This window comes from Halomonas sp. THAF5a, from assembly GCF_009363755.1.
Classification (GTDB): Bacteria; Pseudomonadota; Gammaproteobacteria; order Pseudomonadales; family Halomonadaceae; genus Halomonas.
The window spans coordinates 2,985,095-3,000,520 of sequence record NZ_CP045417.1; the positions used below are offsets into that span (position 1 = coordinate 2,985,095).

Sequence of the window (15,426 nt, forward strand, 5' to 3'; positions counted from 1 at the left end):
CTCATTACTCTTCTCTGATAGCCCTGGCCAACATGTCGGCGATTGGCTTGGTGATGTAGCTGGCGAAGGTGCGTTCACCGGTGCGGATCATGGCCTCTGCCGGCATGCCGGAAAGAAGCTGCATCTGCTCGGTCATGTTCTGACGCCCCTGGTCGGTGACTTCCAGTCGCACCAGGTAGAAACGGAAGCCGGTAGCCTCGTCCAGTTGGCTGTCGGCGCCGACAAAGACCACCCGTGCTTCGATGACCCGGGTCGTGCGCTGGTTGAAGGCGGAGAAGCGGATCTCGGCGGGCTGACCGACATAGAGCTGGTTGACGTCGCGGTCCGGCACCCGGGCCTCGATCAGGAAGCTGTCGTTGACGGGGACGATATCCATCAGCGGATCGCCGGCGCGCACCACATCCCCCACCGAGTGCACCCGGCGCTCCACGATGACTCCCTCCACCGGCGCCGTGACCGTGGTGCGCCCCACCTGGTCCATGAGGTCGATGATCTGCTCCTCGGCCTCGGTGGCCCGGGTCTGGGCCTCGCGCAACTGCTCGCCGATCTCCCCTTGATACTCCTGCACCGTGATCTCGCGCTGCACGCGGCTCTCGCTGATCCGGGACCCCAGCCGGCCGATCTCGGCGCGGTGGCTGGCGATCTCGCTGGAGAGCTCCAGCAAGTCGCGTTCCACCTCACGCAGTCGCTGGTTGCCAACCATCCGCTTGTCGAACAGCCGGCGCAGATCGGCCGCCTCGGTGCGCAGCGAGGCGGCGTGACGCTCGCCGATCTGGACCATCTCCTCCAGGCCTTCGACCTGGCGCTGCAATTGAACGGCCTGCTCGTCCAGCGCCTCCAGAGTGCCCCGCTGGGATTGTCGTCGCGCCGTGAACAGCGCCCGCTGAACGGCGAGCACCTCCTGTACCCTCGGCAGGTCACTGTTAGTCAGCTCGTCGGGATAGCGGAGGACTTCCTCGCCCCGCTGCTCGGCCAGCAGCCGCAAAGCGGTAGCTCGTCCGTCAAGATACTGGGTACGCGCCATCTGCAGTCGAGTGCGTGCACGGGTATCGTCGAGCATCACCAATGGTTGCCCCGCCTCCACCCGATCACCATCGGCGACCAGGATGTCACGAACGATCCCGCCCTCGAGGTGCTGCACCGAGCGTCGGAAGCTCTCCACGGTCACATGGCCGGACGCCACCACGGCCACCGCCAGATTGGCGGTGATGGCCCAGCCACCGAAGCCACCCAGTGTCAGCAGCAGGACCAGCATGCCGAGGCGCCGATAGGGGCGATGGTTGTCGGGCACCACGTGGTACTCCCCCTCGAGCACCCCAGATGCTGAAGGCCTGTCCTGTGGGGAGAGGGCACGGGCCCCCACGTCACTGCTGTTCGTCTGCTGCATCGGGTTGCCCTCCCGTTGGTTCACCGCCCATGCCGGGATTTCCCCCGGCCACCGCGACCATCCGGCCCCTGACGGCCTGGCCGGCGGCCTTCCGGGGGGGTGACTGGTTGGCCAGATGCGCCAATACCTCGTCACGCGGGCCGCCCATCTGGATCTGGCCGTCACGCATCAACAGCAGGGTGTCCATGCCCCTCAGCACGCTGACCCGGTGGCTGATCACGAAGAGGGTCACTCCCTCGCGCTTGAGGGCCACCATGGCCGCTCGCAGGGCATGTTCACCGCGGTCGTCGAGGCTCGCGTTGGGCTCGTCGAGCACGACCAGCACAGGATCGCCGTAGAGCGCCCGCGCCAGGGCGATGCGCTGGCGCTGGCCGCCGGAGAGCCCGCCTCCACCGGCCCCGATGGGCGTGTCGTACCCCCCCGGCATCCCCAGCACCATCTCGTGTACCCCCGCCTTGCGCGCCGCCGCCACCACCTTGTCGGAATCCACCTCGCCGAAGCGGGCGATGTTCTCGGCGATGGTGCCTTCGAAGAGCTCGATGTCCTGGGGCAGGTAGCCGAGGTAGGGGCCGAGCTGCTCGCGATTCCAGCGGGTGATATCGGCCCCGTCGAGGCGGGCAGTGCCGGACCGCGGCGGCCAGATACCCAGCAGCACCCGAGCCAGGGTCGATTTCCCCGCGGCGCTGGGCCCGATGATCCCGACATGCTGGCCTGCCGGCACCGCCAGCTGGATGCCGCGCAGGGTCGGCACCTGCCCTCCGGGTGGAGCAGCGGTCACGTCCTCGACCCGGATTTCTCCCTGCGGCGACGGCAGCGACATGCCGTTTTCCTCCACGGGGATCTGTGTCAACAGTTCATCGAGACGGCCATAGGCCCCACGGGCGGACACGAAGCCCTTCCAGGTACCGATCAGACGGTCGATGGGGGCCAGCGCGCGGCCCATGATGATGGCCCCGGCGATCAACATGCCCGGCGTCATCTCGGCACGCAGCACCAGCCAAGCCCCTAGCCCCAGGATCAGCGACTGAGCCAACAGGCGCAGCGTCCGCGACACGCTGCTGACGGCCTCGCCGCGATCGTTGGCCCGGGACTGCTCCGCCAGGAAGTGATGACGCCGGCGCGACCAGCGGCCCATGATGCCGGGCAGCATGCCCATGGCATGCGACACCTCGGCATTGCGCAGGTTGGACGTTGCCAGTTCCCGGGCCTTGATATGTTCCGCATTGGCCTCGGCCAGCAGGGGCTTGGTGACCTTCTCGCCCACCAGCGCCAAGGCCAGCAGAACCAGGGCGGCGGCGGTCGCGAAGAACCCCAGCCAGGGATGAAAGAGGAACAGCACCCCCAGATAGACCGGCACCCAGGGAGCGTCGAAGAAGGCCAGCAGACCGTTACCGGCCAGGAACTGGCGCAGGGTGGTGAGATCATCGATCGGCTGGGACGAGGGACTCCCCTCGCTGAGCAGGCTACGGCGAAACATCGACCGATAGATGCGCTCATTGAGCTGCAGGTCGAGGCGATTGCCGATACGCACCAGCATCCGCGAGCGCACCAGCTCGAGTAGTCCCATGACGACGAACAGGAAGACCACCACCAGGGTGAGCATCAGCAGGGTCTCGACGCTCCGAGTCGGGAGGACCCGGTCGTAGACCTGCAACATGTAGAGGGCGGGTACCAGCATTAGCAGGTTCACGAACAGACTGAAGAACCCCACCGACGCAAAGCCACCTCGGCAGGCACGTAGCACGTGCTGAAGATCCGTGATTTCCCGCTTGCTGGCCATCGGCATCCTTCCCAGTGAGCCCAGGACTGATGAGGTTGTCTCGATAACGAAAAATTACAGGGCCCTGAGATTCACGTTAGCAACAAAACGTTACATAAAGAGACTGAAAAGATGCACAAAAAGAACCGCCCCGCGCCATCAGTCATGGCGCGGGGCGGGACTCAGAAACGTACTACGGAAGGGCTAAGAAGGCACCTCGAGACCAGGCGCCTCGGGACTCAACGCCTAAAGACTCAACGGTAGACCGGCAGGCGGGCGCAGACCGCCTCGACCTTGGCCTTCACCTCGGCCTCGATGGCGGCGCTGTCATCACCGGCCGCCATGACGTCGAGGATGTCGCAGATCCAGCCGGCGAGCTCCTTGCACTCCGCCTCGCCGAAGCCGCGGGTGGTCACCGCCGGGGTGCCGATGCGCAGGCCGGAGGTGACGAAGGGGCTCTGCGGATCGCCGGGCACGGCGTTCTTGTTGACGGTGATGTGGGCGCGGCCCAGGGCGGCGTCCGCATCCTTGCCGGTCAGGCCCTGCTTGATCAGCGAGAGCAGGAAGAGGTGGTCCTCGGTGCCGCCGGAGACGATGTCGAAGCCACGCTCGATGAACACCCCGGCCATGGCCTGGGCGTTCTTGACCACCTGCTGCTGGTAGGTCATGAACTCGGGCGCCATGGCCTCCTTGAAGCAGATCGCCTTGGCGGCGATGACGTGCTCCAGCGGGCCGCCCTGGCCGCCCGGGAAGACCGCGGACTGCAGCTTCTTCTCGATCGCCTCGTCACCCTCGGCGGAGAGGATCAGGCCGCCGCGCGGGCCGCGCAGGGTCTTGTGGGTGGTGGTGGTGACCACATGGGCGTGGGGCAGCGGGGTCGGGTAGACGCCGGCGGCGACCAGGCCGGCCACGTGGGCCATATCCACCAGCAGGTAGGCGCCCACCTCGTCGGCGATCTCGCGGAAGCGCGCCCAGTCGATGAGCTGGGAGTAGGCGGAGAAGCCGGCGATGATCATCTTCGGCTGGTGCTCGCGGGCCAGGCGAGCGACCTCGTCGTAATCGATCAGGCCGTTCTCGTCGAGGCCGTACTGGATCGCCTCGTAGTGCTTGCCGGAGAAGTTCGGCTTGGCGCCGTGGGTCAGGTGGCCGCCGGCGTCGAGGCTCATGCCGAGGATGGTGTCGCCCGGCTTGACCAGCGCCTGGAAGACGGCGCCGTTGGCCTGGGAGCCGGAGTGCGGCTGGACGTTGGCGTAGCTCGCCCCGAACAGCTCCTTGGCGTAGTCGATGGCCAGCTGCTCGACGATGTCCACGTACTCGCAGCCGCCGTAGTAGCGCTTGCCGGGGTAGCCTTCCGCATACTTGTTGGTCAGCTGGCTGCCCTGGGCCTCCATCACCCGCGGGCTCGCGTAGTTCTCGGAGGCGATCAGCTCGATGTGCGCCTCCTGACGCGCGACTTCCTTCTGCATCGCGTCGAAGAGGGCGTCATCGAAACCGGCAATCTGCATGTCACGGCTGAACATCGGCGGGGAACCTCGCATCACGGGGGAAATCTGGGGCGCCCATGATACCCCAGCCCCCGGCGGCTTTCACATGAAAGGCGATCATGGGCCACCCCCGGATCGTTCACGCGCCGGCGTCCGGGGACGGATATCGGCTCAGCGCCGCTCCACGCGCATCTCGAGGCGCTCCGGCAGCGCCAGAGGATCGGCGGAGAGCGCCTCGAGCTCGCTCTCGGCGGGCAGGCGCAGGGCGATGTCGAGCTCGCTCGCCTCGCCGGCCATCATCGCCACCAGGCCGGTGAAGAGCGCCTCGATCTCGGGGCCGAGCATCATGCCGAAGCCCTCGGCCTGGGTGCGCGCCTGCGCGAGGAACTCAGCCTCGCTGATGCCCTGCTGGGCCGCCATGATCGTCGGCAGCCGCCCGAAGAGCCCCCGGTCGCTGAGGATGGCATCGATGCGCCCGCCCAGCAGGGTCGCCTCCTCCAGAGGCGCCCGGCGGGCAAGGACGTCGGCGGGCGCGGTGCCCTTGGGCAGGCGCACCGGCAGGTCGGCGTCCACCGCCCAGCCGAAGGCCTCGTCGGCGGTGAGGGTCAGCTCGCCGAGCAGCCGGGTGACGTCCTCGCCCGACTCCCAGCGGCCGGTGGAGTCGAGGTCGAGGTGGAGCCGTCCGCTGCCGTCGGCCAGCACGTTGCTGAGCATGCGCAGCCGGGTGCGCTCCGCCTCCGGCGCCAGGGCGATCATCCGCGCCAGGTCGAGCTCCAGCGCCTCGAGCCGGACGCCTCCCTCCCCGTCGCGCATGTCGCCATCCACCGCGAGGGAGGCAAGCGACGCCACCAGTCGGTCGAAGTCGAGGGCGAGGTCGCGCACCTCGAGGCGGTCGAGCTCGCGCGCCTCCTTCGGGCCCTGGAGGCCGCGCAGCCCCTCGACCCTGGCGAAGGCCAGGGCGAAGGTGCCGCTGCCCAACTCCTCATCGCCCGCGGCCTTGCCCTTCACCCCGCTCACCTCCAGGGCCTCGAGGGCGTCGCGACTCACCCCCGCGGCCTCCAGGCGCTCGACGGCGATCCGCCCGCGGGCCTTGGCGGCGCCCGAGCCTGATGCCGGCGCGTCGAACTCGACGGAGAGCGCCTCGACGGTGAGCCCGTCGACGGTCACGTCCGCCGGCCAGGTCTCCTCGTGCAGGGGCAGGACCGCCCGGGAGGGGCCATCGAGGCGCAGGGTCTCGGCGGCGAGTCGGGACTGTTCGCGGCCGGGCGCCTCCAGGCGGATCCCCTCCACGCGGACCTCGTCGGGGCGGTCGTAGTCGCCGCTGACCACGTAGCGATCGAGCCACAGCTGCTGGCCATCGGGGCCGGCGAAGTGCAGGTCGTGGGCGGTGACGCGATCGCGAATCAGCGCCTCCTCGATCTCGCCGATGGTGAGCGTGCCCTCCTCCGCGAACAGGGCACGCAGGTCGGCCTCCAGTCTCTCGGCGTTCTCGACGGCCAGCGCCGGCAGGGAAATCGACAGCAACAGCGCGGCCAGCAGGGCCTGACGGGACATCGAACGCATGACAACACCTCTCGAACCTGGGAAATGAAATAAGGGGGAACAGGCACGGGCCGGGCTCACCCCGGCGCGGCGAGCCGCGCCTCCAGCCGCTGGTTGATCGCCTCCAGCACGGCGAGGCGCGAGGCGCGCTTGTCGTCGCAGGCGATCAGCGTCCATTCGACGCCGGGCGACTGGGTGCGAGCGAACATCTCGTCGATGGCCACCCGGTAGTCCTCCCAGCGCGCGCGGTTGCGCCAGTCCTCGTCGGTGAGCTTGTGGCGCTTGTGGGGCGTGGCGGCCCGGGCCTCGAAGCGGCGCAGCTGCTCCTCCTGGCTGATGGAGAGGAACAGCTTGCCGAGCACCGCGCCGTGGGCCAGCAGCTGGCGCTCGAACTCGCGGATCTCCGCATAGGCGCGCCGCCAGGCCGCATCACAGGCCAGCCCCTCGACCCGCTCCACCAGCACCCGGCCATACCAGCTGCGATCGAAGAGCGCGATGCGCCCGTCGGCCGGCAGGCGGCGCCAGAAGCGCCAGGCCCAGGGCTTCGCGCGCTCCTCGTCGCTGGGGGCGGCGATGCGGTGGACCCGGTACTGGCGGGCGTCCAGCGCCGCGGTGACGCGGTGGATGCCGCCGCCCTTCCCCGCCGCGTCGAGGCCCTCGAAGGCGAGCACCACCGGGATGCGCCGGCGGGAGAGCTCCCGGGCGCTGCGGGCCAGTCGGCCCTGGGCCTCGGCCAGGGCGGCGGCATAGCTCGCCTTCTTCATCGGCGCCGAGACCCGGGGCTCGGCGTGGCCAAGCGCAGGGGGCGCCGGTACCGCCTCGTCCGGCACCGGGGACGCGGCAAGGGGCGGCGCCGGCGGGGCGACCAGGGTCTCGTGGAGCAGGCCCGCCAGCCGCTCGAGCTGCGGCGCCGGGTCGCGAAAGGCGAGCCGCCGCCAGGGGGCGTGCTCGGCGGACGTGGCCTCGCGCAGCTCGCGTCCCAGGGCGTCGATCAGGCCGTGCTGCTGATGGCGCTGCCAGTCGCCGGGGGCGAGCTGCCAGGCGCGGGCCGGGTCGGCCTTCAGCGCCTCGAGCCGGCGGCGCTGGACGGGGCGCTCGATGTCCATCCAGAGCTTGAGCAGGCCCACACCCTCGGCGGCGAGCTCGGCCTCGAAGGCGCGGATCTCCGCCAGGCGGTCCCGGAAGGCCCCCGGCGAGAGGCGCCGCTCGGCCCTGGCGAAGAGCGCATCGCCGTACCAGCCGTGGATGAAGATGGCGATGCGCCCCCGGTCGGGCAGGCGGCGCCAGTAGCGCCACCAGTAGGGGCGCTCGCGCTCCTCGCCGCGGGGTTCGAGGGCGTGCACCTCGGTGTGGCGGTTCTCCAGCCAGTGATCAAGCTCGTTGACCAGCCGCCCCTTGTGGGTCACAGCGTGGCCGGTCAGCAGCACGACCACGGCGCGCTCGCGGCGACGAACGAGGTCGAGCTGGGCCTCCAGCAGGCGGGTGCGCAGGGCGTGGGTCGTCATCGTCACCTCAGGCCTCGCCGAGCAGGCCGAGGCTCGCCGCCGGGGCCTGGCGACGCAGCCCCCGGGAGAGCAGGTGGCCGATGGCGCCGATCAGCAGGGCCCCCACCAGCGGCAGGGCGAGCCAGAGCTCCCAGTGGAAGCGCGGCGCCAGGTCGAACCAGGCGAGGTAGATCCCGGCGGCGGCGAGCTCCGCCAGCAGGGCACCCATCAGGCCGCTGGCGAGGCCCAGCACCGCGAACTCGGCGGCCTGCATCCGCGAGAGCAGCCGGTTGCCGGCGCCGAACACCCGCAGCAGCCCGCTCTCGTGGGCGCGCACCGGCAGGCTCGCGGTGAGCGAGGCGTAGAGCACGCTGATGCCGGCCAGCAGCACGAAGGCGAGCACCAGCTCCACCGCCCGGGTGACCTGGGTCAGTACCTCGCGCACCTGGGCGAGGATCGCCTCCACGTCGAGCAGGGTGACCCCGGGGAAGTCCCGCACCAGCTCGCGCAGCAGGTCGCGGTCGTCGTCGCCGAGGTGGAAGGCGGTGATGAAGCTGTGGCCGAAGCGCTCCAGCACCCCGGGCGGGAAGATCACGAAGAAATTGGGCCGAAAGCTCTCCCAGTCGAGGCTTCTCAGGCTCGTCACCTCGCCGATCACCTCGTCGCTGCCGATGGTGAAGGTCAGCCGATCCCCGAGGGCGAGGCCGAGCCGCGCGGCCAGGCCGTCCTCCACCGAGATCGGCACGGCCGTGTCGCCGGCGCTCGCGCCTCCGGCCGCCGGGCGCGGCTCGGCGGCCACCTCGTCGAGCCAGCCCGCGGCGGCGTCTTCATCGGCGGCAAACCACTCCCCGGCCACCACCCGGTTGCCCTCGGGCAGGGTCTCGCGCCAGGTGAGGTTGAGCTCGCGGCGCAGGGCGTTGTCGCCCCGGGACTCGGCCGGCACCGCCTCCTGCGGAGGCTCGCCGCCGATGGCGCTGATGCGCCCGCGAACCATGGGATAGAGGGCGCTGCGCGCGTCCGCGGCGCCGGCGAGCGCCGCCTCGAAGGCGTCCCGCTCCTGGGGCTGGATATTGATGGCGAAATGGTTCGGTGTCTCTTCCGGCAGCTGGGCCTCCCAGGTGGCGAGCAGGTCGCCGCGCACCAGGGCGATCATGGCCACGGCGAAGAAGGTCACCGAGAAGGCCAGCAGCTGGCCGAGGCTCGCCCGGCGGCGCCGCGCCAGCTGCTGGCCGCCCAGGCGCAGGGCCGTGACCAGCCCCTCTGCGCTGCCGCGCTCCCGGGGCAGCCTCGCGGTGACTCGCAGCACCAGGGCCAGCAGCATCCCGCCGAGCCCCCAGAGCACCGCCAGCATCACCAGGCCGCCGAACAGCAGGCCGGCCGCGAGCCCCGGATCGCCGGAGTAGAGCCACAGGAGGCCGCCGAAGACCAGCGCCGCCACGCCCACCACCAGCCAGGCGGCGGGCGGCAGCGGGTCGAGCTCCCGGCGCAGCACCTTGAGGGCGCTGACGCGTTTCAGGCGCAGCAGGGTCGGCCCGGCGAAGCCGACCAGCACCGCCAGGGCGGTGAAGACCCCGAGCCACAGCGGCAGCATCCCCGGGGCGGGCAGGCTGAACGGCAGGAAGGCCGCGAGCAGCCGCACCAGCAGCGCCTGGCCGGCCAGGCCCAGCAGCGCGCCGAGCGCCGAGGCGGCGAGCGCCAGCCAGGCCAGCTGCAGCACGAAGAGGCGGATCAGCTCGCGCTGGGTGGCCCCGAAGCAGCGCAGCAGCGCCGCGGTGTCGAGATGGCGGTCGACGTAGCGGCGGGTCGACATGGCCACGGCCACCCCGGCCAGCAGCACGGCGGCGAGCCCGGCGAGGCCCAGGTACTTCTCGGCCCGCGCCAGGGCGTTGCCGAGCGACGGGCGGTCACGGCGCACGTCGCGCACCTCCACGCCCTCGCGGCGCAGCCGCTCGAGCAGCGGCTCGACCCGCGCCACCGCCTCGGCGCTGCCGGCGGCCAGCAGCTCGAACTCGACCCGGGAGCCCTCCTGGACGAGGCCCGTGGCGTCCAGATCGTCCACGTGCATCATCAGCCGCGGATTGAAGCTGCCGAAGCCGGCCGACTGGTCGGGCTCGCGCTCGATGATCCCGCCGACCGCGAGCTCGGTCTGGCCCAGGCGGAGCCGATCGCCCACCTCGAGCGACATCAGCAGCGCCAGGCGCGGCGCCACCCAGGCCTCCCCTGGCGCCGGGCCGTGGGGCAGCGCCTCGACGCCGTCGCCGCGATCCACCCGGGCCGTGCCGTAGTGGGGGTAGACGCTATCGACGACCTTGAGGCTCGCCGGCTGGAAGGCGTCGCCGCGGCTGACCATGGAGACCATGTCGACCTGGTCGGAGAGCACGAGGCCCGCCGCTTCCAGGGCCTCACGGACCTCGGTGCCGAAGGGGCGCCCCTGCTCCAGCACCACGTCGCCGCCGGAGAGCTGGCCGGCCTGACGGGTCAGGCCGCGGTCGAGGCGATCGAGGAAGAAGCCGATCATGGTGGAGGCCGCCACGGCCAGCGCCAGGGCCAGCGCCAGGGCGCGCACGTCGGAGGCGCGCAGGTCGCGCAGCAGGCCGCGCGCCGAGAGGCGCAGCAGGGTCGGCCAGGCGGTGCGGCTCATGCCATCACCTCCTCGGGGGCCATCTCGATCAGCCGGCCGCCCGCAAGGCGCAGGCAGCGATCGCAGCGCCGCGCCAGGGCGCGGTCGTGGGTCACCAGCACCAGGGTGGTGCCGGCCTCGCGGTTGAGGGCGAAGAGCGCCTCGATGATGCGCTCGCCGGTGACCGGGTCCAGGTTGCCGGTGGGCTCGTCGGCGAACACCAGCTCGGCCCCGGTGACGAAGGCCCGGGCCAGGGCCACCCGCTGCTGCTCGCCGCCGGAGAGCTGCTTGGGCAGGTGCTCCAGGCGCTCGCCGAGGCCGACGCGCTCGAGCCACTCCCGGGCCCGCGCCTCGGCGCCGGGGCTCGGCGAGAGCTCCAGCGGCAGCAACACGTTCTCCAGCGCCGTCAGCGTCGGCAGCAGCTGGAAGTTCTGGAACACGAAGCCCACTCGGCCGGCGCGCAGCGCCGCCCGTCCGTCCTCGTCGAGCGTGCCGAGCGACTGGCCGAACAGCGAGACCTCTCCGCCGCTGGGGGTATCGAGCCCCGCCAGCAGCCCCAGCAGGGTCGACTTGCCAGCGCCGCTCTGGCCGAGGATCGCCACGCTCTCCCCGGGGAACACCGAGAGGGCGAGACCACTCAGAATGGTGAGTCGCCGCTCGCCGCTATCGACCTGCTTGGCGAGGGCATCGACGTGTAGAATCGGATCACGACCCGGGCGAGAGGAGATGGACATGGCGAAGGGCTTCCCTGTGATGGCATTGGGCCGGCGAGCGGCGCTGGCACACGCCGCGCTATGGCTGGCGCTGGTGCTGATGCTGGCCGGTTCCACGGCGCTGGCGGCGTCGCGCCCGGTGGTGCTGGTCATGGGCGACAGCCTGAGCGCGGCCTATGGCATCGAGCAGGAGGCCGGCTGGGTCAGTCTGCTGCAGGCGCGCCTGGACGGAAAGGCGCGCATCGTCAACGCCAGCATCAGCGGCGAGACCACCAGCGGCGCCGCCGCCCGGCTTCCCGACCTTCTCGGACAGCATCGCCCCGAGATCGTTGTCCTCGAGCTCGGCGGCAACGATGGCCTGCGCGGCCTGCCGCCGGGGCAGATGCGCGCCAACCTGGCGGCGATGATCGAGCAGAGCCAGGCGGCGGGCGCCGAGGTGCTGCTGCTCGGCATCGACATCCCGCCCAACTACGGCCAGGCCTACCGCGACGCCTTCACCGGCGTCTTCACCCGGCTCGCCGATCGCCACGACCTGGCGCTGGTGCCCTTCCTGCTGGAGGGCGTGGCCCTCGACGAGGCGCTGATGCAGGACGATGGCATCCACCCCACCGCCGAGGCCCAGCCGGTGATCCTCGCCAACGTCTGGCCGGCGCTCGCGCCGCTGCTCGAGGAGAACGGCGTGGCGCTGGCCGCGCTCGCTCAGGACTGAGGCGCCGGCACCGGGCTCTTCTGCCACTGCTGCAGCCCCAGGCCGCCCAGGATCAGCACCAGCCCCACCAGGGTGGAGGGCAGGATCGGCTCGCCCACCACCAGGTAGAGCAGCAGCAGCGAGACCGGCGGCGAGAGGAAGATCAGGTTCGAGACCTTCGCCGTGCGCGACACCCGGTGCACGGCGAGCTGCCAGAGCACGAAGGCGATGCCCATCTCGAAGAGCCCCACGTAGGCCCCCGCCCCGAGACCCGCCCAGCCGTGCCACTGGAGGCCGGGGCCGGCCAGCAGCAGGAGCGTCAGCACCGGCACGCCGACGCTGAAGTTCTGCCACTGGGCCACCAGCGGTGCCCGGTGATCCCTCGCGTTGAGCAGCCAGTAGAGCGCCCAGAGCAGCGTCGAGGCGAGCGCCAGGCCGACCCCGAGTGGATCCGCGAAGGCGACGTCGAACACCGCGCCGCGGGTGGCGATGACCCACACCCCGGCGTAGGCGATCAGCCCGGCGATCACGTCCATGCGGGTCAGGCGCTGGCCGAGCAGCGGCACGGCCAGGAAGGCCATGGCCAGCGCCCAGGTGTAGTTGAGCGCCATCGCCTCCTGGCCCGGCAGGCGGTCGTAGGCGGCGAAGAGCACCAGGTAGTAGGCCACCGGATTCATCAGCCCCGCCCAGGCCGCGGTGCGCCAGCCGCGCCTGAGCGCCTGGCCGAGCAGGCCCTGGCGCGCCACCAGCGCGCCCATCAGCGCCCAGGAGACCAGCGAGGCGAGCCACATCAGCTCCAGCGGTGTCATGTAGGCGAGCGCGACCTTGAAGGCGGTGGCCACGGTGGACCAGAGCGCCACCGCGCCCAGGCCGAAGAGCATCGCCTGGCGATCCGAGTGGGCGGTCGACGGGCTCATCGGTCGATGTGCCCGAGGTCGCGGTCGGGGTCGAGGCGGTCGCGCACCGCCTGCTTGAGCGACTTGACGTCGGGAAAGCCGCCGTCGCGCTTGCGCTCCCAGAGCGAGGCCTCGTCGAGGAAGATCTCGAAGTAACCGCCGTGGGAGGGGACCAGCTCGACCCCGTCGAGGGCCTCACCGAAGGTGGAGAGCAGCTCCTGGGCGTACCAGGCGCTGCGCAGCAGCCACTGGCACTGGGTGCAGTAGTGAATTCTGATACGTGACACGATCCTTCCCTGTCGCAACGCTGAGTATGGACACCTCATCCTAAGGCAAGCGTGCGGCACTGTCTGCGCCACCTGCCCTGCCACGCCAGGCCGCCTGCCGTTCGCGACCCGGCACGTTTGGCCCCGGGGCCAGGGTCCGGCCGATCCGACCGCCAGGACCTTCGATGCCTGCCCTCAGGGTGACAAGCGCCGGCGATGCCGCAACAATGTCGTATATTACCGACGGCGAAAGGAGCAAGCATGGCCGGCCCCGAGATCAGCCAGACCCGGCTCTATGAGTGGCTCACCGGCGACGACGACAGCCGGATGTGTCGGGACATTCCCGATGAGGCCTGCCAGGAGCAGCCGCGCAATTTCTTCCTGCACCTCAGCGCCTCGCTCGGCAACAAGCTGGCCGACGAACTCTCCAGCGCCCGGCTGGTGCTGCCCTGGCTCCTCGGGCTGATCGGCGCGCCGCTGTGGATGGTCGGCCTGCTGGTGCCGATCCGCGAGGCCGGCGCCCTGCTGCCCCAGGTGTTCATCGCCGGTTTCATTCGCCAGAAGCCCGAGCGCAAATGGGTCTGGGTGCTCGGCGGCGCCCTTCAGGCACTCGCCGCGGCCCTGCTGTCCCTGCTGGCCCTGTTCGGCAGCGGCGGGCTGGGCGGGGCGCTGGTGCTCGCCGTGCTGGTGGCGCTGTCGCTGGCCCGGGGCCTGTCGTCGATCGCCACCAAGGACGTGCTCGGCAAGACCATCGCCAAGCAGCGCCGCGGAACCCTGATGGGCTGGAGCGGCAGCGTGGCGGGAGGCGTCACCCTGGCCGCCGGCGGCGTACTGGTGCTGCTCGGTGACCGTCCGGGTGAGCTGGCCCTGGCCGCCCTGCTCGGCGTCGCCGCCCTGGGCTGGGCCGTCAATGCGCTCTGCGCGGCCCGCATCGAGGAGGTGCCCGGCGCCGTCGAGGGCGGCCAGAACGCCTGGGAGAGCATCCGGCAGGGCCTGCACCTGCTGCGCGACGACCGCGACTTCCTGCATTTCAACCTCGCCCGTGCCCTGCTGCTGGCCAGCGCCCTGGCGCTGCCCTATGTGGCGCTGCTCGGCCAGGAGCAGAGCGGCACCGAGCTCGGCGGGCTGGGCATCCTGATCGTCGTCTCGGGGGTCGCCGGCATGCTGGCGAGCCCGGTATGGGGCAAGCGGGCCGACGCCTCCAGCCGCCGGGTGATGCGCGATGGCGGCCTCGGCACCGCCGCCGGCTGCCTGCTCGGCGCGGCCTTCGCCTGGTGGCCGGCGGCCTGGAGCGAGACCGTCTGGCCCTACGCGCTGGTCTATGCGCTGCTGGTGATCGTCCACGCCGGCGTGCGGCTGGGGCGCAAGACCTACGTCGTCGACATGGCCGGGGCCGACAACCGGGCCCTCTATGTGGCACTCTCCAATACGCTGACCGGCGTGCTGATGCTGGCGCTGGGCGGCCTCGTCGGCCTGCTGGCCCAGTGGCTCGGCAGTGCCGGGCTGCTGGCCGTGCTGGCCCTGATGGGCCTGGCCGCCGCCGCGAGTGCCCAGCGCCTGCCCGACGTGGAGTGACCGGCGCGGCGCGCGTTGAAATCCGCCCGCCGGCTGGCCATGATATGGCAAATATTCCCCCCCGTGGCGCCTGGAGTGGCGACGCGGGCATCGCGACAGGAAGCCCCTGCATGAAACGATCCCCGTTGATCAGCCCGGAACTGCTGGAACGCATCGTCGATGCCTCGGAGGACGGCATCGTGGTCGCCGAGCAGGAGGGCGACGAGAACATCCTGATCTACGTCAACCAGGGGTTCGAGCGCCTCACCGGCTACAGCGCCGACGAGATCCTCTACCAGGACTGCCGCTTCCTGCAGAACGAGGACCGCGACCAGCCCGGGCTCGATGCCATCCGCCTCGCCCTCAAGGAGGGGCGCCCCTGCCGCGAGGTACTGCGCAACTACAGGAAGGACGGCACCCTCTTCTACAACGAGCTCTCCATCACCCCGGTGCACGACGAGGACGACAACCTCAACTACTACATCGGCGTGCAGAAGGACGTCACCGAGCGCGTCGAGGCGCAGCAGGAGCTCGAGCGGCTCAAGGCCGAACACGGCCTCTCCTGATCCCCGCCGGGCGTCCGCCCGCGGCCCGCGAAAAAACTCCCGCCAGGGGCTTGTTCTCCACCCGCCGTGACGATATATAGCCAGCAGGCAAGAGGCTTTGCCGCTGGCGCTTCCAGCTCCCTGCCGGAGACGCGAAGCGATCGATCGCTGTGCCGACGGCAGCGGCCGTCGGCCCGGGCCATGGGAGGAGATCGCATGAGCCATGAACCCCTTCTCGATACCCCCTTCGACGACGATCAGGACTACCTGAGCGCCGACAATGACGAACCCGCCCAGACGCGCCCGACGAGTCGTGCCGATGCCCTGCGGGCCCGCCGACGCGTGGAGGCGCTGATCGAGGAGCGCCGGCTGCAGCGCGCCATCGTCGACGACTGGTCCCTCGACGGCGGCTTCGAGGAAGAAGAAGAAGAGGAAGAGTAGCCCGCGCCAGCGCCCGCGGGGAGGCTGGCCTTTGCCGCCCCCGGGCT

General features: G+C 70.9%; 13 protein-coding genes. 4 read left to right on the forward strand and 9 right to left on the reverse strand.

Features of this window, described 5'->3' with window-relative positions:
• Positions 1-4 precede the first annotated feature (4 nt).
• The 7 genes from FIU83_RS13540 to FIU83_RS13570 all read right to left on the reverse strand — a co-directional run bounded on the left by FIU83_RS13540 (position 5) and on the right by FIU83_RS13570 (position 11,010).
• On the reverse strand, positions 5-1,387 hold the full coding sequence (locus FIU83_RS13540) for an HlyD family type I secretion periplasmic adaptor subunit (RefSeq protein WP_253939475.1): 1,383 nt from the start codon (positions 1,385-1,387) through the stop codon (positions 5-7).
• Positions 1,365-3,167: a type I secretion system permease/ATPase gene (locus FIU83_RS13545; protein ID WP_152484535.1), complete on the reverse strand. Its 1,803-nt coding sequence runs from the start codon at positions 3,165-3,167 to the stop codon at positions 1,365-1,367. Before FIU83_RS13545 ends, FIU83_RS13540 begins: the two co-directional genes overlap by 23 nt.
• 233 nt (positions 3,168-3,400) lie before the next feature.
• A complete protein-coding gene (gene glyA, locus FIU83_RS13550; protein ID WP_152484536.1) occupies positions 3,401-4,666 on the reverse strand; it encodes a serine hydroxymethyltransferase in 1,266 nt (421 codons plus the stop codon).
• A 135-nt stretch (positions 4,667-4,801) separates the two neighbouring features.
• Entirely contained in the window at positions 4,802-6,193 is a 1,392-nt protein-coding gene (locus FIU83_RS13555; protein WP_152484537.1) for a hypothetical protein, read from the reverse strand.
• Positions 6,194-6,249: 56 nt separating this feature from the next.
• Positions 6,250-7,677 (reverse strand): polyphosphate:AMP phosphotransferase, encoded by a 1,428-nt coding sequence (locus FIU83_RS13560; RefSeq protein ID WP_152484538.1) that lies wholly within the window; start codon positions 7,675-7,677, stop codon positions 6,250-6,252.
• Positions 7,678-7,684: 7 nt separating this feature from the next.
• Positions 7,685-10,297: an ABC transporter permease gene (locus tag FIU83_RS13565; protein WP_152484539.1), complete on the reverse strand. Its 2,613-nt coding sequence runs from the start codon at positions 10,295-10,297 to the stop codon at positions 7,685-7,687.
• Complete coding sequence (locus tag FIU83_RS13570) at positions 10,294-11,010, reverse strand: ABC transporter ATP-binding protein (RefSeq protein WP_152484540.1); 717 nt, start codon at positions 11,008-11,010, stop codon at positions 10,294-10,296. The genes FIU83_RS13565 and FIU83_RS13570 overlap by 4 nt, the downstream gene beginning before the upstream one ends.
• Positions 11,011-11,089: 79 nt before the next feature.
• On the opposite strand from FIU83_RS13570, the gene FIU83_RS13575 reads away from it, so the two are divergent.
• Entirely contained in the window at positions 11,090-11,698 is a 609-nt protein-coding gene (locus tag FIU83_RS13575; RefSeq protein WP_152485372.1) for an arylesterase, read from the forward strand.
• On the opposite strand, the gene FIU83_RS13580 is transcribed toward FIU83_RS13575, so the two are convergent.
• Entirely contained in the window at positions 11,689-12,594 is a 906-nt protein-coding gene (locus tag FIU83_RS13580; protein WP_253939476.1) for a DMT family transporter, read from the reverse strand. The two genes, FIU83_RS13575 and FIU83_RS13580, sit on opposite strands and share 10 nt — an antisense overlap.
• The gene (locus FIU83_RS13585; protein ID WP_152484541.1) at positions 12,591-12,860 is read right to left on the reverse strand and encodes a SelT/SelW/SelH family protein; all 270 of its coding nucleotides are present in this window, start codon (positions 12,858-12,860) and stop codon (positions 12,591-12,593) included. The genes FIU83_RS13580 and FIU83_RS13585 overlap by 4 nt, the downstream gene beginning before the upstream one ends.
• A 240-nt stretch (positions 12,861-13,100) precedes the next feature.
• Between FIU83_RS13585 and FIU83_RS13590 the strand changes: the two genes are divergently transcribed.
• From FIU83_RS13590 to FIU83_RS13600, 3 genes are all read left to right on the forward strand, one after another.
• Entirely contained in the window at positions 13,101-14,414 is a 1,314-nt protein-coding gene (locus FIU83_RS13590) for an MFS transporter (RefSeq protein ID WP_152484542.1), read from the forward strand.
• Between the two features lie 110 nt (positions 14,415-14,524).
• Positions 14,525-14,959, forward strand: a complete 435-nt coding sequence (locus tag FIU83_RS13595) for a PAS domain S-box protein (RefSeq protein ID WP_108445778.1) — start codon at positions 14,525-14,527, stop codon at positions 14,957-14,959.
• A gap of 195 nt (positions 14,960-15,154) precedes the next feature.
• Positions 15,155-15,379: a PA3496 family putative envelope integrity protein gene (locus FIU83_RS13600; protein ID WP_172976087.1), complete on the forward strand. Its 225-nt coding sequence runs from the start codon at positions 15,155-15,157 to the stop codon at positions 15,377-15,379.
• Positions 15,380-15,426: the final 47 nt, after the last annotated feature.